Source organism: Nonomuraea sp. NPDC049684 (assembly GCF_044465345.1).
GTDB lineage: Bacteria > Actinomycetota > Actinomycetes > Streptosporangiales > Streptosporangiaceae > Nonomuraea.
In genome coordinates this window covers 521,686-540,597 of record NZ_JBITLO010000001.1, presented here as the reverse complement: position 1 = coordinate 540,597, position 18,912 = coordinate 521,686, and the positions used below count along the sequence as shown (strand labels likewise).

Genomic DNA, 18,912 nt, shown 5'->3' with positions numbered 1-18,912 from the left:
TCGCGGCCCGCGGCTCACGAGCCGAGCCATCCGGCCAGCTCCTCGGGCCCGGGTGGCTGCACGCCGCGGCGCAGCAGGGCGGCGTGCAGCGCCAGGACCAGTTCCGGGCGCTCCACCAGGAGCGACGTCGGCGGGTCCGCCGCCAGTCCCAGCCCGATCCAGGCGTCCGGGCTGGGCGCCGCGCGGCGGTAGAGGTGGCGGGCCTTGGCGGTGTCCTGCGACACCAGCGCCGCGTCGGCGGGCGTGGCGTCGGCTATACCGAAGGGGCTGGTCGCGCCCGTCTCCAGCGCGGCGCACGCCTGCTTGAACGCCTGCTGGTCCGTGCATCGCAGCCGGGCCAGCCAGATCCGCGCGTTGCCCGGCAGGCCCGGACGGCTCGTCCCCATGCGCGCACCGGGCAGCGCCCGCGGCGGGGACAGGCCCGCTGACCAGCGGCGGGCCAGCTCGTCGGCCTCGCCTGGCCGCACCACCAGGTGCGCGGCCCGCCAGCCGGCCACCAGGTCGCGGCAGCACAGCTCCGCCAGCCGGCCGCCGGGGCCGTCCACCTGCTCGGCCCACAGCGGGCGGACGGCGTGCGCGAGCGCGGTGACGATGCGGCCGCCCGCCTCGGTCAGGCCGGTGGCCCCGCCCAGCGCGGCCAGCGCCGTCCGGAGCTGCCAGCGGTGGAAGGCGAACTCGAAGTCGGCGCGGTCGCCGTCCCGCTCACGACGGGCCTGCCAGAAGGCGGTGACGCCGGCGAAGGCGTGCGCGCCGTAGAGCAACCCCCGCAGCGGACGCGGATCCCCTCGCCACGGGGCGAAATAGGTCGGCTCCGGGCCTTCGGGGGCGGGAGCGAGCAGCGGCATCAGATCGTCGACGCTGCTGAGGAGCTGGTGCCGCACCTCGTGCACCAGTGTGACGGCGAGCGAGGCGGCGTCGGCCGGCAACGACATCGTGACCGCGCCGTAGGCGTCCGGCACCGTCGCGCTGACCACGCGGAGCGCACTTGGCCCGTCGACGGGCACCAGGGAGCGGACGGTCGTCGTCACTGCCCGGTACGCGCCGGGATGGCGCTCCTTCAGCAGCTCGACGGCCTCTCGCAGCAGGTCGCGCCAGCGGCTCAGGTCCTCGGCGGGCAGCGGGGCGGGGTCGTGCAGGCCCCGGAAGTCGCGGTGGGGCGACAGGTGGTCGAGGGCCACGCGGCGCCCGTCGTCCGCGGGCTCGGCCACGGGCAGCGGTGACCAGCCTTCCACCGGGCGGGACACGTCGTCGGGCAGCCGCAGTGATCCGCTGTCGCCGAAGACGACCGTTCCGTGCGGGCGGCTCTCCACGCCGACGACCGGCCACTCGCCACGTCCCACCGCTCCCGTCAGGCCCAGGGAGGGCAGCCAGAGCCGTCCTCTTCTGGCCGGGACCCGTAAGGAGCAGCGCAGGCCCGCCCGGATGGCCGCGGCGGCGGCCATCGACCCGAACAGCCTCGCACAGGCCCCCGCGACGGTCTCCGCCGGACCGGGCACGGAGCCCTGCGCGACCGTCCGCAACAGGTGGAAGGCGCAGGCGCCGACGGCGGGGTCGCGCAGCACCTCCTCCACGGCCTGTGGCGAGCTGCGTTGCGCTGCCGTCAGCACCGACCAGGACACGGTCAGCGGGGTGGGCGGGATGTCGTCACGCCACGGCCTGGGCTGGGCGGAATGACCGAGCTTCAGCAGGGCCGCGAGCGCCGTGAGCAGCCGGCTGCGCTGCGCGGATTCGAGTACGGCCAGATCGGCTGCGCTCACGTCGCCGGTGGCCACGGCCACGAGTGTGGGAATCGGAACCCGGTAGGGCTCAGGTCTGATCAAGAGCGGTGATGGGCGTGCTCGGCGCCGTCACGGGGACGGTTCCGCACAGGGCCGCCATACCGCTCTCGCACAACGGGGTCGCGTGGTCGGCCAGCCGACCGCACAGGGTGGCGATGGCTCCCTCCAGCCCACTGATCTCTCGCAAGGCGTCCAGAGGCACCTGCGTCAGGTCGATGAGGTGCGACTCCAAGCAGGCATTGGTCTCCGTCGCAAAGGTCATGAATCCATGGTGACTCACGTCTCAACGCCGGGGAAGCCTTCACGTCACGGAACTTGCGCCGCCCGGCGGTCAGGCCGCGTGGTCAGGTCGGGCGGCGGGCGCGGTTCAGGACGAGGACGCCGAGGACGACGGCGGCCAGGCCGAGGATCAGGTCCAGGTAGCCGCCGACGATGCCGTAGCCGGTGCCCGGACCGCCCTTGGCGGCCCCGATGACCCAGCCGCCGATGACGATGCTGGTCACCCCCGCGGCCAGGGCGACGACGGCCCCGCGCTTCCCGGTCGCGGGCACAGTCCCGGTGCCGGTGCCGGTGCCGGTGCCGGGCCCGGTGCCGGGACCGTTCCCGGTCCCGGGGGTGGTGCGGCGGGGGAGGCGGCCGGTGGAGCGGGCCAGGGCGAGGCCGCCGGCGGCGATGCCGGCCAGGCCCACCCCGGCGGCGATCAGGGACCACATCCGGCCGGTGGTCATGGCGTACGCGGCGACGGGGTCGGCCTGGGCGGCGAGCAGGTGGTCGATGAACATGGCAGGTCCCTTTCGGCTGGACGTGGACGTGGACGTCGACGTGGAAGAGCATGGCCGCCGGGGCCGCCGCCGGTCGTCCGGCGGGAGCGGGCTTGTCGGGGTGCCGCCGGCGCCGCAGCCGGGTACCGCAGGGGCGGCAGGCGGGCGCGGGCGTACCGCGTCCGCGGTAGGCGGCGGGTGATCCTCCTGCCGGAGTCGTACCGCCGGACATGCGGCTATGGTGCGCGTATGGGCATGAGGCGGCTCGGCGTCGGAGCCGGGGTGATCGACTGGCTGATCGCGGCCGGCGTGGCGGCGGCGCTGGTGGTCACCGGGTTGTCCGGGCAGCCTTCCGTCCCCTCTCTCGCGCCGCTCGGCTACGCGCTGCTGGCGGCCGGCGGGCTGGCGCTGGCCGCGCGGCGCCGGGCGCCGGTGCCCGTCCTGGCCGTGACGGGGTTGTGCGCGGTGGGGTACCAGGCGGCCGGGTTCGACGTGCCGGCGGTGGCGTACCTGTTCGCGGTGTACGCGGCGATGCGGGCCGGAAGGCGGCTGGTCACCGTGGCCGCGAGCGTGCTCGTGCTGGCCCTGCTGCCCCTGGCCGCGCTGGCCTCCGGGCTGCACGACACGGGCGAGGCGTTCGCGCAGGCCAGGGGCGCGCTGGAGCTGGCCTGGCTGGTCGCGGCCGGCGCCGCCGGTGAGGCGTTGCGGCAGGCGGAGGGACGGGCGGAGGAGGCTGAGCGCACCCGGGAGGAGACCGCGCGGCGGCGTGCCGACGAGGAGCGGCTGCGCATCGCGCGGGACCTGCACGATTCGCTCACCCACCAGATCTCGGTCATCAAGGTGCAGGCCGAGGTGGCCGTGCACGTGGCCCGCAGGAAGGGGGAACCGGTGCCGCAGGCCCTGCTGGTGATCCAGGAGGCCGGCCGCGAGGCGACCAGGGAGCTGCGCGCGACCCTGGAGGCGCTGCGCGACGACACGGCCCCGCCGCACGGCCTCGACCGGGTGCCCGAGCTGCTGGAACGGGCCCGCACCACCGGTCTCGACGCGACGCTGACGATCGAGGGGCAACGGCGGGACGTGCCGGCCGCGGTGGACCGGACCGCGTACCGGATCGTCCAGGAGTCGCTGACCAACATCGCCCGGCACGCCGCCGCCGCGAGCGCGGAGGTCCGCATCGACTACCGTCCGGACGCGCTGGCGATCCGCGTGGACGACGACGGCACGGCCACGCCGGACGCCGCCCCCGTGCCCGGCGTCGGCCTGATCGGCATGCGTGAACGCGTCACCGCGCTCGGCGGCAGCCTGCGGGCGGCCCCGCGCGGCGCGGGCGGCTTCACCGTCCAGGCCGAGCTGCCGATGGACCGCACGCCGTGATCCGGGTCCTGCTGGTGGACGACCAGCCGCTGCTGCGCGGCGGGTTCCGCGCGCTGCTCGACCTGGAGGACGACATCGAGGTGGTCGCCGAGGCCGCCGACGGCGCGCAGGGCCTGGCGCTGGCCAGGGAGCACCTGCCGGACGTCGCGCTCATCGACATCCAGATGCCGGTCGTGGACGGCATCGAGGCGACCCGCCGCATCGCCGCCGACCCGGCCCTGGCCGGCGTGCGCGTGGTCATCCTGACCAACTACGGCCTGGACGAGTACGTCTTCAACGCGCTGCGCGCCGGCGCGGCCGGGTTCCTCGTCAAGGACGTCGTGCCGGAGGACTTCCTGCACGCCGTGCGCGTCGCGGCCCGCGGTGAGGCGCTGCTCGCGCCGTCGATCACCCGCATGCTGATCGACCGGTACGTCACCCGGCCGCCCGCCGCCACCGCCGGCGAGGAGCTGCGCGAGCTGACCAACCGCGAGCGCGAGGCCGTCGTCCTGGTCGCGCGGGGGATGTCCAACGACGAGATCGCCGCCCACATGGCGATCAGCTCGATGACCGCCAAGACCCATGTCAACCGGGCGATGGCCAAGCTGCGCGTGCGCGACCGGGCCCAGCTCGTGGTCCTGGCCTACGAGTCGGGCCTGGTGACGCCGGGCACGGCCTGACGGGCCGGGAGTCAGGCGGGCACGTCGTCCAGCCGCCAGCACAGCTCGTCCACCACGCCGACGACGCCGTTGACGCCGCAGGTCCGGCGGACGGCGTGCGCGGCCTCGGACCGGCGGTCCATCCGGCCCGACAGGGTGACCACGCCCTGCCGCACCGAGACCCGCACGTTCGCGGTGTCCATCCACAACGCCCGGTGCAGGACGTCGTCGCGGACGACGGCGGCGAGCTCCTCGTCGCCGCGCAGGAACATCCTGACCAGGTCGCCGCGGCTGAGGATGCCCACCAGGCGGCCGTTGTGGTCCACCACGGGGATCCGGCGCACGTCGCGGGCGTTCATCAGCCGGGCGGCGGTGACCGCCGACCTCTCGGCGGTGATCGTGACCGGCGGGCTCGTCATCAGGTCCGCGGCCGTGACCGCGGTGGCCTTCCTGCTGCCGGGCCGGTGGCGCACCCGGGACAGCAGCGGCGGCCGGTAGTCCTCGCCGGGGAACTGCTCGCGGAACTCCTCCTTGCACAGCAGGTCGGACCCGGAGACGACGCCGATGACGTGCCGGTCGTCGTCGAGCACCGGCACGGCGCCGATCCCGCGGCCGGCCAGCGCCTCGGCGATCTCCTTGAACGGGGTGGCGGCGTCCACGGAGACGACCTCGCGGGTCATCACGTCCTCGACGGTCAGGTTCATCGTTCACCTCGGGGGTTCTCGGTCCTGCCTCCATCCCATCCGGCTTGGCGGTCCCGCCGTAGGGGCGTTGGTCCCTGGACGGCGGGCCGGGAGTCCCCGCCACCGGTTCAGGGGCGCTCGCGCACCACCGCGACGGTGCAGCGCGCGTGGTGCAGGACGCCGCGCATGACCGAGCCGAGCACGAACGCGCCCAGCCCGCTCCTGCCCTGCGAGCCGAGCACCAGCAGGCCGGCCCGGTCGCCCGCGGCGACGAGCGTCTTGACGGGATGGCCGCACTGGACGTCCGCGATCACCCGGACGTCGGGATGCCGTTCCTGCCACGGGGTGAGCTGCTCCCGGGTGACGCGCAGGTGGCTCTCCCGCAGGGCCTCGATGTCGCAGGAGAAGTCGGGCGCCAGCGCGAACGGCAGCGGCCAGGCGTGCACCGCCCGCAGGTTGCCGCCGCGCAGCTCGGCCTGCCGGAAGGCGTAGTCGAGGGCCGGCTCGCAGGCGGGGGAGCCGTCCACGCCGACGACGACCTCGTCGTGGGCGGCGGCGTCCCCGTCGCGGACGACGACCACCGGGCCCGGCGCCTGACCGGCCACGCTCATGCTGACCGAGCCGAGCACGGCGCCGGCGAAGCCGCCCGCCCCCCGGCGTCCCACCACCAGTTCGGCGGCCTCGGCCGCCTGCTCCCGGAGGGCGACCGACGCCTTCCCGGTCATCACCCGGGTGCTCACCTCGACCGTGGGCCGGCGCTCGCCGGCGATCTCCTGGGCCTTGGCCAGGATCTCCCGCGCGCGTTCGGTCATCGAGCTCTCCCACTCGACGGCGGCGATCTGCGGAACCTGGTAGGGCCAGGTCTCCACCACGGACACGATCCGCAGCGCGGCCCCCGCCCGGAATGCGTCATCGGCAGCCCACGCCACGGCGTCGAACCCGGACGGCGATCCGTCGACACCCACCACGACCAGCTCAGACATCGCTCATACCTCCCTTACTCATTCAGCCGTCCGGGAGGTGAGCGGACAGGATCGCCAGCCCCAAAACTTGGAGAAATCTGGCGGCGGCGGCGATCCGGGACGGCTCCGCACGGCTTCCGGCCCGCGAACTTGGTGTTTCGTCGCCCGCTCCTGACTTTGGGCAGGCGAGGGCCGAGGAAGATCCACGTCCGGGAGGCAGCATGCCGGGACGGATCATGGTCGGCGTGGACGGTTCCGCGCCGTCGGACGCCGCATTGGGGTGGGCCGCCGACGACGCGGCGCGTACGGGCGCGGAGTTGCACATCCTGCACGCCCTGGACCGGCAGCCGTACAGCGTCGGCAGGTTCCCCGACTTCGGGCAGTGGAACAACCTGCTGCTGGCGGCGTCCAGGGTGCTGGAGCGGGCCGAGGCGGCCGTGCGGGCGCGGCAGCCGTCCGTGCCGGTGCACGCCGAGATCGTGGAGGGGACGCCCGCGGCCGTCCTGCAGGACCAGGCGCGGCAGGCGGACGAGGTGGTCATCGGCAACCGGGGCCTGGGCGGGTTCGCCGGGGCGCTGCTCGGGTCGGTGACCATGCAGGTGGCCGGTCAGGTGCGGTGTCCCGTGGTGGTGGTGCGCGCGGACCCGCCGGAGCGGGTCGGCGAGGTCGGCGTCGGGATCGACGACTCCGACGTCTGCGAGCCGGCCATCGGCTACGCCTTCGAGCAGGCCAGGCTGCGCGGCGCCACGCTGCGCCTGATCCACGCCTGGCAGGTCCCCGTGCACGCCTTCGCGCCGGAGATCGCCTACGACGTGGACGAGGTCCGGGCCGCCCAGCGTGCGGTGATCAGGAACCGGACGGCCGGCTGGCGGGAGAGGCATCCCGACGTGACGATCTGGGAGGACGTGCAGAGCGCCCACCCGGTCGAGGCGCTCACCGGCTCGCCCTGCGACCTGCTGGTGGTCGGCTCCCGCGGGCGGGGCGCGTTCGGCTCGCTGCTGCTCGGCTCGGTCAGCAGAGGGGTGCTCCACCACGCACGCTGCCCGGTCGCGGTGATCCGTCCCGCCGACGACGCCTGAGGCCGCGAGTCGCGGTGATCCGCCCCGCCGGCGACGCCTGAGGCCGCGAGGCGGGGCGATCAGGGGCTGCGCCGGCGTCCCCAGTCCTCGCCGGCTCGCGCCCACTGGACCTCCCACTCCCGGTACCGCCTGCGGTCCGTCCACCACCGGAACGCCGCGAACCCGCCCGCGGCGGCCAGCGCGATCACGGACATGAGCAGCAGGCCGGTCGCCACGCCCCTCGTGCGCAGGACCGCGCGGGCGGTGGGCGGCGGCACGGGCCGGCCGGCGGCGTCGATCCACAACGGGAAGGTCGAACCGGCCCTGGCCACCCCCAGGACGGGCAGCGGGCCGCTGCGCGCCACGCCCGAGGACGTCGTCCAGGTCGCCATCGCCCGCTGCTCGCCCACCGGCATCTCGGTGAGGGCGACGCGGGCGGCCGGCGCGTCGGCCAGCAGCGTCGCCCTGACCTGGTGCCGCCCCACGGCGTGCGCGCTCTCCTCGCGCAGCGCGCCCTCGTAGGCCAGCCGGCCCACCAGGACGGCGGGCCAGACGCCCGCCAGCACCACGAGCCCGGTCACCAGCACCGCGAGCGCCTCCAGCCGGTCGGAACGGCGGCGCAGGGGATTGCCGTCGGGACGGTACAGGCGTACGCGCCGGGCCAGCAGGTCGATCAACGCTTTCAACGGGCACCTCCTTGAAGCACTGTGCGGGCGCCGCGGCGGGGGCGGCAGGGGCGGGCGGCTCTTGACGGGAGGACCTTCGTCCCGAGCCGTCATGACGGACGGGGCGGCCCCGCGTCCGGGATCACGGAGGACAAGGCGTGGTCACCCCGCCATCATGAACGAACCAAGAAGATCAACATGGCCGTTCTCCTGGGAAGACGTGCCACGAGACGCCCCGCCGGGCTCAGCCGGGCTCCAGCGAGCGGGGGATCGAGTCCGACGGCCCGGCGGGATGCCCGGTACGCCCCGCCGCGTCATAGATCTTGACCCACCGGATCGCCGGGAACTGCTTGAGCGTCGGCCTGATCTGGTCGGCGACGGTGAAGGCCGACCCGCGGCCGTCGACCGGGCCGGTCAGGTGGACCCTGGCGATCCCGTCCGCGACGGTCAGCCTGCCGAAGCCGGTGGCCCCGGAGCTGACGAAGCGCAGGCCGCGCGCCCGCTCGGCCTCGGTCGGGCCGGCGAACAGCCGTTGCAGCGCGCCGTAGGCGGTCGCCGGCGGGGCCACCGGGCGGGTCACGGCCGCCGTGCGCGGGCTCCGGGCGGTGGTGTCGAGGAAGTGCTCGCGTACGGGCACGGTCCGGTAGGACGTGGTGAGGTCGACGACGACCCGGCTCGGCCGGGTGAGCGTGCGGACCTGGTAGGGCACGCGCCTGGCCAGGCCGACGCCGAAAGTGAGCGTGGCCTCGAAGTCGCCGGTGTTGACGACCTGGACGACGCCGGGCAGCGCGTAGGCCCGGCGGGTGGGGCCGTAGGTGACCCGGCCCCGGCGGTCGTGGCCGTCGGCCTGGTCGAAGCGGACCTGGAGCAGGGCGTCGCCGGCCGCGCCGACCGTCCGTCCGGAGCCGTCGGCGATCAGCCGGGACACGTAGCGCACGTCGTGCCGGGCCGGGACCGGGCCGCGGAACTCGAAGACCAGCCGGTCCAGGCCGGGCAGGTGCGCGGCCCGGATGCCGACCAGGACGGGGACGGCGGCCTGCCGCGCCGCCCGCGCGGGTAAGGCCGGCACGCCGGTGACGGTCACCGCCAGGGCGGCGGCGACGAGGGAACGGATCGGGACCATGATCATCATCTCTTTCCCGTGAACGATCCTGCTCCCAGCCTGACGCGCGCGACCGCGGGACGACACCGCCGGACGTCCTGAACTCCGTGGCCTTCCGGCACCGGCCCCGGCGCCCCGGCAGGGTCCTTGGACCCCGTGGCGCGGGTCCTCCGGCCCTGTGGCGGGCGTCCTGGGAGGTCGCATCCTGGCGGGGTAGTCCGGACAGAGAAGACCGAACATTTCGACGCGGTCGTCTTCTGGAGGTGGACCATGAGCACGTGCTCGCCGAGACAGGCCATGGACGCGGCGGTCGAGGCCGGTCGATGGGCCCCTTCCGTGCACAACACCCAGCCGTGGACCTTCTCGGTCTCCGACGTGGAGATCGCCTTGAAGGCCGACACCGGCAGGCAGCTCAAGGCCGGTGACGTGACCGGGCGGGAGCTGGTGATCAGTTGTGGCGCGGCGCTGTTCACGATGTGCGTCGCGATGCGATGCGCGGGGTTCGAGCCGGTCGTCCGGGTCCTGCCGGATCCCGATCGGCCCGGGCTGCTGGCGACGGTCAGGCCGGGCCGGGAGAGCGAGCCGGACGAGGTGACGCGGGTGCTGGGGGGCGAGATCGAGCGGCGTCACACGCATCGGGCGGGTTTCGCCGACGTCCCGGTCCCCGACCGGTTCGTGGAGTCGCTGGTGCGGGCGGCGATGAGCGAGGGGGTCAGGCTGACGCCCGTCCGGTCGGCGGAGGCGGTGGAGGTGCTGGCCGCGCTGACCCGGGCGGCGCAGGGCGTGCAGGAGCAGGATCAGCGGTTCGGCCTGGAGGTCGTGCGGTGGGCCAGGCCGCCGGGCAGCACGCGGGGCGACGGGGTGCCGGCCGGGAGCTACCCGAGCGAGGCCGCGCCGACCGAGGCGGTCTTCCCCCAGCGTCACTACGCGTGGCGGCAGGGCTGGGGCGCGCCGGGCGGCCAGGACGAGACGGCCGTCGGGGTGGTCGCCGTGCTCACCACGCGGGCGGACGACCGGCGGGACTGGCTGGCCACCGGGCAGGCGTTGCAGCGGGTGCTGCTGCAGGCGTCGGCGCACGGGGTCAGCGCCGCCTTCCACACGCAGGCCCTGGAGCTGGACCTGTTGCGCGAGTTCCTGCGGCTGGAGCTGTTCTCCGGCGAGCACCCGCAGATGATCATGCGGCTGGGGGTCACCTTCGAGGAGAAGGGCACGCCCCGGCGTCCGCTCTCCGACGTCCTGGAGTGAGCGCGGCGTCCTTCTAGAATCCGCAGGCATGGGGACTGACAGGCTGCGCCGCAAGCCGTACGAGAAGGAACTCCTCCGGCTCCAGCAGGAGCTGGTGGAGTTGCTGGAGTGGGTGCGGGCCGAGGGGCGGCGCGTCGTGGTGATCTTCGAGGGGCGCGACGCCGCGGGCAAGGGCAGCACGATCAAACGGGTCGCCGAGTACCTGAACCCGCGGGTGGCCAGGATCGCGGCGCTGCCCGTCCCGACCGACCGGCAGCGGTCGCAGTGGTACTTCCAGCGGTACGTCGAGCACCTGCCGGCCGCGGGGGAGATCGTGCTGTTCGACCGGAGCTGGTACAACCGGGCCGGGGTCGAGCGGGTGATGGGGTTCTGCACGCAGGAGGAGTACACGCGCTTCCTGCACCAATGCCCGATCTTCGAGAGGCTGCTGGTCGAGGACGGGATCCTGCTGCGCAAGTACTGGTTCTCGGTGAGCGACGCCGAGCAGGAGCGGCGCTTCCGCGACCGGCTGGCGGACCCGATGCGCCGGTGGAAGCTGTCGGCGATGGACCTGGAGTCGATCACCAGGTGGGAGGAGTACTCCCGCGCCAAGGACGAGATGCTGGTGCACACCGACATCCCCGAGGCGCCCTGGTACGAGGTCGAGAGCGAGGACAAGCGGCGGGCCAGGATCAACATGATCGCGCACCTGCTGTCCACCATCCCCTACCGGCGGATCGAGCGGACGCCGCTGGAGATCCCCCCGCGACCGCCCGCCACCGGCTACCGGCGTCCGCCGCGCCGCCCCGGGGGGTACGTCCCCGACGTCACGGCCGGGCTCTGAGCTCGGGCCGCTCGCCGGGAGGACACTCCGCCGATCAAGGAAATCCGGCGTACCGGACTGGATCCTCCCTTGTGGGGGAAAAGATGATTGTCTTTGCTTGTGTCCGGTGATCTGCTCGACGTCGTCCTGGTCGTTCTGGTGGTCGGGTTCGGCGTGGCGGGGTTCCGGCAGGGGTTCGTCGTCGGGGTGACGAGCTCGATCGGGTTCGTCGCCGGATGCGTGCTGGGCATCGCCGTCGCCCCTGCCGTGACGGACGCGCTCGTGACCGGCGACGTCCCGCAGACGGCCCTGGCGGTCGTCATCGTCTTCCTGATCGCGCTGGCCGGCCAGTTCGCCGCGTCCACGCTGGGGGCCCGGTTACGCACGTACCTGCGCGGCGAACCGGCCCGGATCCTGGACTCCCTGGGCGGCGGGCTGGTCAACGCCACGTTCGTGCTGCTGGTCGCCTGGCTCCTGGGCAGCCTGCTGGTCGCCGGCCCGTGGACGCTGGTGGTGGAGCAGATCCGCGGCTCGGCGCTGCTGTCCACGCTCGACGCGGCCGCGCCCGAGGCGGCGCGGAACTGGCAGCGGCCCTTCAAGCGGTTCATCGACCGGTCCGGCTTCCCGCCGGTGCTCGACACCATCGCCGGGATGAGCCCCGTCCGGGTGCCGCCGCCGGACGTGGCCGTGCTGCGCAGCCCGGCGCTGCGGCAGGCCAGGACGGGCATCCTCCAGGTCCAGGGCACCGCCTCCTCCTGCGGCAAGCGCATCACCGGCACCGGCTTCACGTACGCGCCCGACCACATCATGACCAACGCGCACGTCGTGGCCGGGGTGGACACGGACCTCCAGGTGGTCGACCACGAGCAGCGGCCGCACCCGGCGCAGGTCGTCTGGTACAACCCCCGGCGGGACGTCGCGGTCCTGTACGTCCCCGGCCTCGGGCTGCCCCCGCTCTCCTTCGACCTCCGGGCCAGGGAGGGCCAGGACGCGCTGGTCGCCGGCTACCCGAACGGCGGCGGCTTCACGCCGGAGCCCGCCCGCGTCGCCGCCCGGCAGCGGGCCGGCAGCCCCGACATCTACGGGACCTCGCAGGTGACCAGGGACGTCTACCAGGTCCGCGGCAAGATCCAGCAGGGCAACTCCGGCGGCCCGCTGCTCGCCGTGGACGGCCGCGTGCTGGGCGTGATCTTCGCCGCCGTCGCCGGCCAGGTGGAGTCCGGCTACGCGCTGACCGCCGGCGAGGTCGCGCCGGACGCCCGCCAGGCCGCCACGGCCACGAACCCCGTCAGCACCCAGTCCTGCGACTGACCCCGGCCCGCCCCCGCGGCGACCGGCGCTCACGCCCGCCCGGACGCCGGCAGCGGGAGCGGGTCGAAGGCGTGCCCCGCCCACAACCGGCGCGACGCCTCCTCCGGGTAGGCCGCCGTGCCCGGCTCGGCGTCGACGATCCAGGTCAGCCGCTCGCGCGGCTCGTACGCCGGCCAGCCCGGGTCCCCGGTCGCGGCGAAGGCCGTCCACGCCGCCCGCACCCGGGCCGACAGCTCGGCGGCCTCCGGCGGCGGCTCCTGGCCGAGCAGCAGCCCGGCCACGCCCGCGCTCAGGTTGCCGAACGTCAGCGGCAGGCCCAGCCCGTGGCAGGCGCCGAGCGTCCCGCCCATGCCGGGGGCCGGCCAGGTCAGCTCGTACAGGTGGGCCCGGCCGTGCCCGCCGTGGGCCTCGGCCAGCCGTACGGACGGCATCCGGAACAGCCAGTCGGAGTGGACCAGCTCGTACAGCCGCTCGTCGCCGGCCTGCGGGTACGCGGCGCGGTAGGCCGCCGGGTCGGGGGCCAGCGCCCGCAGCGCGGCGGCCGCCTGCTCGGCGGTGACCTGGCCGAGCTCGCCGTCCAGCGCCATGAACAGCCGGTACTCCTCGCGGTTGTGCCCCACGATCAGGTCCACCCCGCCCGCCGTCGACCGCCAGGGCGTCGCGGGCAGCACCTCGCCGTCCACGACCGGCGCGAACGGCGTGCGGACGTGCGCGGCCGGCCCCCAGCGCGGGATGCCGCCCATCCCGGCCGCCACCGCGTCGCCGGCCTCGATCAGCCGTTCCGGCGGCAGGCGGGCCAGCTCGTCCGCGTGCGGGGCCGCTCCCAGCTCGGCGGCCACCGCGGCGGCGAGGTCGGCGGCCAGCTCGGGGGTGAAGAACAGGCCCGGCACGCTCTGCGCGATCGCCCGGTGGAACAGGCCGGCCGCGCCGGGCATCGCCATCAGCGCCGCGATGCTCCCGGCTCCGGCGGACTCGCCGAAGACGGTGACCCGGTCGGGGTCGCCGCCGAAGGCCGCCGCGTTCTCGCGCACCCAGCGCAGGGCGGCCACCTGGTCCAGCAGGCCGCGGTTGGCGGGCGCGCCGCGGAAGTGCCCGAATCCCTCGGCGGAGACCCGGTAGTTGACGGTGACCACGACGACGCCGTCCCGGGCGAGCACGCCGCCGTCGAAGAGCGGGTCGCCGGACCAGCCGTACATGTAGCCGCCGCCGTGGATCCACACCATCACCGGCAGCCGGGCCGCGCCCGGGTCGGGGGTCCACACGTTGGCCGTCAGCCAGTCGCCGTCCGTGCCGGGGGCGGCCGCGCCCAGCAGCCTGGACTGCGGCGGCGGCGGGCCGAACGCGGCGGCCTCGCGCACGCCGTCCCACGCCTCGGGCGGCGCGGGGGCGGCCAGCCGCAGATCGCCCACCGGCGGGCGCGCGTACGGCACGCCGCGGAAGACGGCCACGCCGCCCTCGAACCGGCCGCGCAGCCGGCCCGTGCGCACAGTGACCTGCGGATGAACGGTTCCGGCGGCGCTCATGGCACGCTCCTCGCCCGGGGGACGGCTCCGACGGCCGTGCGCGGCCATCCTCACCCCGGACGCCCGCCGCCCGCATCCCGTTTTCTCCGGCCGGGCCACGGCGCAGGAATGGGACGGCCAGGTGAGGGTATGCGGTCCGGATCTCCCGCCCCGGAAGGAGCCGCCGGAATGTCTGACCGCATCGCCGATCCGTGGGGTTCGCGCACGCCGTACGGGCCGCGCGAGGACGGCAGCGCCGAGGACTGGCCGGTCCGTGTGGACGCCTGCCTGGCGGACGGGCTGACCGAGCAGGACGTCGAGTCGTGGGCCCAGTCGGCGTCCGTCCTGCACTCCAACGGCGACGCGATGGACATCGCGGTCAAGGGCGGACGCATCGTCGGCGTGCGCGGCCGTGCCGTGGACCGGGTCAACCACGGCCGGCTCGACCCCAAGGACCTGTACGGCTGGCAGGCCAACAACAGCCCCGACCGGCTGCTGCGCCCGCTCGTCCGCGAGGGCGGCACGCTGGTGGAGACCGACTGGGAGACGGCGATGGGCCGGATCGTGGCCCGGTCGAAGGAGCTGCTGCGGGGCCCCGGCGGATGGGGGCACTTCGGCTTCCACACCAGCGGGCAGCTCTTCCTGGAGGAGTACTACACGCTGGCCGTGATCGGCAAGGCCGGCCTCGGCACCCCGCACATGGACGGCAACACCCGGCTGTGCACGGCCACGGCCGCCGCCGCGCTCAAGGCGAGCTTCGGCACCGACGGGCAGCCCGGCTCGTACACCGACATCGACCACTGCGACGTGATCGCGTTGTGGGGGCACAACGTCGCCGAGACCCAGGTGGTGTTGTGGGACCGGATGCTCGACCGCCGCCGCGGCCCGCGCGCGCCCGCCATGATCGCCGTCGATCCGCGCCCCACGCCCGTCGCCCGCGAGGCCGACGTGCACCTGCCGGTGCGCTCCGGCACGAACCTGGCCCTGATGAACGCCCTGATCCACCGGCTGATCGAACGCGGCTGGATCGACCGCCGCTACGTCGAGCAGCACACGATCGGGTTCGAGCGGCTGTGCCGGGTGGTCGAGCAGTGCCCGCCGGAACGGGCGGCGGAGATCTGCGACGTGCCCGTGGCCCTGATCGAGCGGGCCGCCGAGATCCTGGGCGCCGGCGAGCGGCTGGTCTCGACCGTCCTGCAGGGCTTCTACCAGTCCAACCAGGCGACGGCCGCCGCCTGCCAGGTCAACAACCTCCACCTGCTGCGCGGGATGCTGGGCCGTCCGGGGGCCGGGGTGCTGCAGATGAACGGCCAGCCCACCGCCCAGAACACCCGCGAGACCGGCGCCGACGGCGACCTGCCCGGCCTGCGCAACTGGGACAACCCCGCACACATCCGCGAGCTGGCCGAGCTGTGGAACGTCGATCCGGCCGTCATCCCGCACTGGGCGCCGCCGACCCACGCCATGCAGGTCTTCCGATACGCCGAGCAGGGGTCGGTCAAGCTGCTGTGGATCTCGGGCACCAACCCGGCGGTCTCGCTGCCCGACCTCGGCCGGGTGCGCCGCATCCTGGCCCGGGACGAGCTGTTCGTCGTGGTGCAGGACCTGTTCCGCACCGAGACCGCGGAGCTGGCCGACGTGGTGCTGCCGCCGGCGACGTGGGGGGAGAAGCCGGGCACCTTCACCAACGCCGACCGGACCGTGCACCTGTCGGAGAAGGCCGTGGAACCGCCCGGCGAGGCGCGGGCCGACCTGGACATCTTCCTCGACTACGCCCGCCGCATGGACTTCCGCGACCGCGACGGCAAGCCGCTGATCGGCTGGCACGACGCGGAGTCGGCGTTCGAGGCGTGGAAGGCGTGCTCGGCCGGCCGTCCCTGCGACTACACCGGCATCACGTACGAGAGCCTGCGCGGCGGCAGCGGCGTCCAGTGGCCGTGCCCGCCGGGCTCGGGCGGCACCGAGCGCCTGTACGGCGACGGCCGCTTCAACACCGACCCGGACTACTGCGAGACCTACGGCCAGGACCTCGTCACCGGCGCCGAGCACACCCGCGAGCAGTACGTCGCCCAGGAGCCCGGCGGACGGGCCTTCCTGCGGGCCGCGGCCTACCACCCCTCGCCCGAGGTGACCGGCGAGGACCTGCCGCTGCTGCTGACCACCGGCCGCACCGTCCACCAGTTCCACACCCGGACCAAGACCGGCCGCGTCCCGCAGCTCGACGCCGCCGCCCCCGGGCCGTGGGTGGAGCTCAACGCGGCCGACGCCGCCGGGCTCGGCATCGGCGAAGGCGACCTGGTGCGGGTGGAGTCACCGCGCGGCCGGCTGGAGGCCCCGGCCCGGATCACCGGCATCCGGCAGGGCGTGGTGTTCGTGCCGTTCCACTACGGCTACTGGGACCTGGAGCCGGGAGCGGCCCCCCGGGCGGCCAACGAGGTCACGAACACGACCTGGGACCCCGTCTCCAAGCAACCGATCTACAAGGTCACCGCGGTCCGGGTGACCAGAGCGGGAGGATGACCGTGCTGCTGGCTCACTACCTGGGGCTGCTGCACCGATCCGAGGAGGAACTGGCGACGGCCTACCGCGAGGTGGCCGCGGCCCACGGCGACGAGCCGGACGTGGTGCACATCTGTCGGCGGCTGGCCGAGCAGTGCGACGAGCACGTACGGCGGCTGCGGCCGTTCGTGGCACGCTACTCCGAGGACGCCCCCGACGAGCCGGAGCGGCTGCACTCGACGCTCTTCTCCGGCGCCCGCGGCGGCGGCCTCGGCCTGCTGCGCGACCTGCACGACCTCTACCTCATGGCCGCCGAGTGCGACGTCTGCTGGACGCTGATCGGCCAGGCCGCGCAGGGCGCCCGCGACGAGCCGCTGCTGGCGGCGGTCCGCGACTGCGAGGACGAGACCGCCACCCAGATGACGTGGGCCCGCGGCCGGATGAAGCAGGCGGCCCCCCAGACGCTGGTCGTCGCCTCGGCGTAGCGCCCGGCCCGGCGGTCAGCCGTCGAAGACGATGAGCTGGCGCAGGGCGGCGCCCTCGGCGAGCTGGTCCATCGCCTCGTTGACGGCCGCCAGGCCGATCCGGGCCGAGACCAGCCGTTCGACCGGCAGCCGGCCCTCGCGCCACATCCGGGCGAACACCGGGATGTCGCGGGCGGGCAGCGCCGAGCCCAGGTAGCTGCCGATGATGCTGCGCCCGCCGGCCACCAGCGCGAGCGGCGAGATCGAGGCGCGGGCGCCGGGCGCGGGCAGGCCCACGCTGACGGTGCGGCCGCCGGGGGCCGTCGCGGTCACCGCGGTCTCGAACGCCCGCGCGCTGCCCGCCGCCTCGACCACGACGTCCGCCTCGCCGGGCAGGTCGTCCGGGCCGTACACCTCGTGCGCGCCCAGCTCGCGGGCGGTGGCGAGCTTGGCCGGGTTGGCGTCCACGCCGATCACCCGGACGCCGTCCAGGGCCAGCGCGGTCAGCAGCGCCGCCATGCCCACGCCGCCCAGCCCGACGACCGTGACCGTCTGCCCGGGGCGCGGCCGGCCGGCGTTGAGCACGGCGCCGCCGCCGGTCAGCACGGCGCAGCCGAGCAGGGCGGCGACCTCGGCCGGCACGTCGGGATCGACCGGGACGACCGAGCGCCGGTCGACCACCACGTGCGTGGCGAACGCCGACACCCCGAGGTGGTGCAGCACGGCGACGCCGTCCCTGTGCTGGCGGATCGCGCCGCTCAGCAGGGTGCCGTCGTTGTTGGCGGCGCTGCCGGGCACGCAGGGCGTCACGCCCTCGGTGGCGCAGCCGGCGCAGCCGCCGCACCTGGGCAGGAAGGTCATCACGACGCGCCGCCCGGGGGCGAGGTCGTCGACGCCCGGGCCGGTCTGCTCCACCACGCCCGCCGCCTCGTGGCCGAGCAGCATGGGCGTGGGACGCACCCGGTTGCCGTCCACCACCGACAGGTCGGAGTGGCACACGCCGGCCACCTCGACCCGCACCAGCAGCTCGCCCGGCCCCGGCGGGTCGAGTTCGAGGTCGCAGACCGTCAGGGGCCGCGACCCGGCGTAGGGCCGGGACCGGCCGATCTCCTCCAGGACCGCGCCGCGAATGCGCATCAGTTCGCCCTTCTTCGTGTCGAGAGGTTGGCCAGCAGCACCCCGCAGCCGCCCAGGACGAGCCCGGCCACGGCGAGCGGGGGCAGCGGCTGCCCGGCCAGCGACCAGGCCAGGACGGCGGTCACGGCCGGGGTCAGGAAGAACACCGTGCTCACCCGGCTGGCGGGGGAGCGCAGCAGCATCCGGTTGAGCAGGATGAACGCCGCGATGGAGTTGACCAGCGCCATCCAGCCGACCGACAGCCCGAACGCCGTCCAGTCCGACACCCGGACCGGGCCGAGCGCCAGGCAGGCCAGCCCGGCGGCGGGGGCGCTGACCAGCAGTTGCACCGCGGTGCCGCTCAGCGCGTCCATGCGGGGGGCGTACCGCTGCTGGTAGAGGGTGCCCGCGCTGAGCCCGGCCAGCCCCAGCAGGCACAGCGCCACCCCGGAGGCGGACAGGCTGATCCGGTCGGCCACCGCCAGGACCACCCCGGCCAGGCCGAGCGCGAACCCGGCCCACTGCCCGGCGCCGACCCGCTCGCCCAGCACCCGGCCGACCAGCAGGATGACCACCGGGTTCAGCCCCTGCACCAGGGACACGACCGCGGCCGGCAGGCCGGCGCCGAGCGCGCTGTAGAAGGCGCCGAACTGCACGGCCTGGATCAGCAGCCCGGCCACGGCCACGTGCGCCAGGTCCCGCCCCCGGGGCCACGGCACCCGCCTGACCAGCGCGTACGCCCCCAGCAGCACCCCGGCGACGGCGAACCTGCCGAACATCAGCAACAGCGGCGGCGCCGCCCTGACCCCCGGGATGCCCGCGATGAACGCGCTGCTCCACAGGACGACGAACACCCCGGGCGCCACCGGCCACCGCCTCCCGGCGCGCCCGACGGGCGCCGTGGGGGCGGCGGTCTCCCGCACGCGGGCAGGCGTCATCGCAAGGTCCTTCC

At 74.9% G+C, this 18,912-nt stretch carries 18 protein-coding genes; 8 read left to right on the top strand and 10 right to left on the bottom strand.

The features are described 5' to 3' along the window. Positions 1–14: 14 nt before the first annotated feature. The 3 genes from ACIBST_RS02540 to ACIBST_RS02530 all read right to left on the bottom strand — a co-directional run bounded on the left by ACIBST_RS02540 (position 15) and on the right by ACIBST_RS02530 (position 2,560). Positions 15–1,772, bottom strand: coding sequence for an aKG-HExxH-type peptide beta-hydroxylase (locus ACIBST_RS02540; RefSeq protein WP_397168430.1), 1,758 nt, complete (start codon positions 1,770–1,772; stop codon positions 15–17). A gap of 34 nt (positions 1,773–1,806) precedes the next feature. Continuing rightward, a complete protein-coding gene (locus ACIBST_RS02535) occupies positions 1,807–2,040 on the bottom strand; it encodes a hypothetical protein (protein WP_397168428.1) in 234 nt (77 codons plus the stop codon). Positions 2,041–2,122: 82 nt separating this feature from the next. After that, positions 2,123–2,560, bottom strand: a complete 438-nt coding sequence (locus ACIBST_RS02530; RefSeq protein ID WP_397168427.1) for a DUF6223 family protein — start codon at positions 2,558–2,560, stop codon at positions 2,123–2,125. Between the two features lie 228 nt (positions 2,561–2,788). Here ACIBST_RS02530 and ACIBST_RS02525 point away from each other — a divergent pair, with 228 nt between their 5' ends. Then, positions 2,789–3,913, top strand: coding sequence for a sensor histidine kinase (locus tag ACIBST_RS02525; protein ID WP_397168425.1), 1,125 nt, complete (start codon positions 2,789–2,791; stop codon positions 3,911–3,913). Then, positions 3,910–4,572, top strand: a complete 663-nt coding sequence (locus ACIBST_RS02520; RefSeq protein ID WP_397168424.1) for a response regulator — start codon at positions 3,910–3,912, stop codon at positions 4,570–4,572. The genes ACIBST_RS02525 and ACIBST_RS02520 overlap by 4 nt, the downstream gene beginning before the upstream one ends. A gap of 11 nt (positions 4,573–4,583) precedes the next feature. On the opposite strand, the gene ACIBST_RS02515 is transcribed toward ACIBST_RS02520, so the two are convergent. Together ACIBST_RS02515 and ACIBST_RS02510 are read right to left on the bottom strand one after the other, a co-directional pair. Next, complete coding sequence (locus ACIBST_RS02515) at positions 4,584–5,255, bottom strand: CBS domain-containing protein (protein WP_397168422.1); 672 nt, start codon at positions 5,253–5,255, stop codon at positions 4,584–4,586. 107 nt (positions 5,256–5,362) lie between these two features. Next, positions 5,363–6,217: a universal stress protein gene (locus tag ACIBST_RS02510; RefSeq protein ID WP_397168420.1), complete on the bottom strand. Its 855-nt coding sequence runs from the start codon at positions 6,215–6,217 to the stop codon at positions 5,363–5,365. A 200-nt stretch (positions 6,218–6,417) separates the two neighbouring features. Here ACIBST_RS02510 and ACIBST_RS02505 point away from each other — a divergent pair, with 200 nt between their 5' ends. Next, a complete protein-coding gene (locus tag ACIBST_RS02505) occupies positions 6,418–7,275 on the top strand; it encodes a universal stress protein (protein WP_397168418.1) in 858 nt (285 codons plus the stop codon). A gap of 59 nt (positions 7,276–7,334) precedes the next feature. On the opposite strand, the gene ACIBST_RS02500 is transcribed toward ACIBST_RS02505, so the two are convergent. Together ACIBST_RS02500 and ACIBST_RS02495 are read right to left on the bottom strand one after the other, a co-directional pair. Beyond that, the gene (locus ACIBST_RS02500; protein WP_397168416.1) at positions 7,335–7,940 is read right to left on the bottom strand and encodes a hypothetical protein; all 606 of its coding nucleotides are present in this window, start codon (positions 7,938–7,940) and stop codon (positions 7,335–7,337) included. A 223-nt stretch (positions 7,941–8,163) separates the two neighbouring features. Beyond that, complete coding sequence (locus ACIBST_RS02495; RefSeq protein ID WP_397168415.1) at positions 8,164–9,042, bottom strand: hypothetical protein; 879 nt, start codon at positions 9,040–9,042, stop codon at positions 8,164–8,166. A 249-nt stretch (positions 9,043–9,291) separates the two neighbouring features. Between ACIBST_RS02495 and ACIBST_RS02490 the strand changes: the two genes are divergently transcribed. From ACIBST_RS02490 to ACIBST_RS02480, 3 genes are all read left to right on the top strand, one after another. Further along, positions 9,292–10,266 (top strand): Acg family FMN-binding oxidoreductase, encoded by a 975-nt coding sequence (locus ACIBST_RS02490; RefSeq protein WP_397168414.1) that lies wholly within the window; start codon positions 9,292–9,294, stop codon positions 10,264–10,266. Positions 10,267–10,294: 28 nt separating this feature from the next. Then, positions 10,295–11,089, top strand: coding sequence for a polyphosphate kinase 2 (ppk2, locus tag ACIBST_RS02485; RefSeq protein WP_397168412.1), 795 nt, complete (start codon positions 10,295–10,297; stop codon positions 11,087–11,089). 99 nt (positions 11,090–11,188) lie between these two features. Further along, complete coding sequence (locus ACIBST_RS02480) at positions 11,189–12,379, top strand: MarP family serine protease (RefSeq protein WP_397168410.1); 1,191 nt, start codon at positions 11,189–11,191, stop codon at positions 12,377–12,379. Between the two features lie 29 nt (positions 12,380–12,408). On the opposite strand, the gene ACIBST_RS02475 is transcribed toward ACIBST_RS02480, so the two are convergent. Then, the gene (locus tag ACIBST_RS02475; protein ID WP_397168408.1) at positions 12,409–13,902 is read right to left on the bottom strand and encodes a carboxylesterase/lipase family protein; all 1,494 of its coding nucleotides are present in this window, start codon (positions 13,900–13,902) and stop codon (positions 12,409–12,411) included. Between the two features lie 168 nt (positions 13,903–14,070). On the opposite strand from ACIBST_RS02475, the gene ACIBST_RS02470 reads away from it, so the two are divergent. Continuing rightward, positions 14,071–16,401, top strand: coding sequence for a molybdopterin oxidoreductase family protein (locus ACIBST_RS02470; RefSeq protein WP_397168406.1), 2,331 nt, complete (start codon positions 14,071–14,073; stop codon positions 16,399–16,401). After that, entirely contained in the window at positions 16,398–16,865 is a 468-nt protein-coding gene (locus ACIBST_RS02465; protein ID WP_397168404.1) for a hypothetical protein, read from the top strand. Before ACIBST_RS02470 ends, ACIBST_RS02465 begins: the two co-directional genes overlap by 4 nt. A 15-nt stretch (positions 16,866–16,880) precedes the next feature. On the opposite strand, the gene ACIBST_RS02460 is transcribed toward ACIBST_RS02465, so the two are convergent. Together ACIBST_RS02460 and ACIBST_RS02455 are read right to left on the bottom strand one after the other, a co-directional pair. Further along, the gene (locus ACIBST_RS02460; RefSeq protein ID WP_397168402.1) at positions 16,881–17,981 is read right to left on the bottom strand and encodes an alcohol dehydrogenase catalytic domain-containing protein; all 1,101 of its coding nucleotides are present in this window, start codon (positions 17,979–17,981) and stop codon (positions 16,881–16,883) included. After that, entirely contained in the window at positions 17,981–18,898 is a 918-nt protein-coding gene (locus ACIBST_RS02455) for a DMT family transporter (RefSeq protein WP_397168400.1), read from the bottom strand. Before ACIBST_RS02455 ends, ACIBST_RS02460 begins: the two co-directional genes overlap by 1 nt. Positions 18,899–18,912 lie beyond the last annotated feature (14 nt).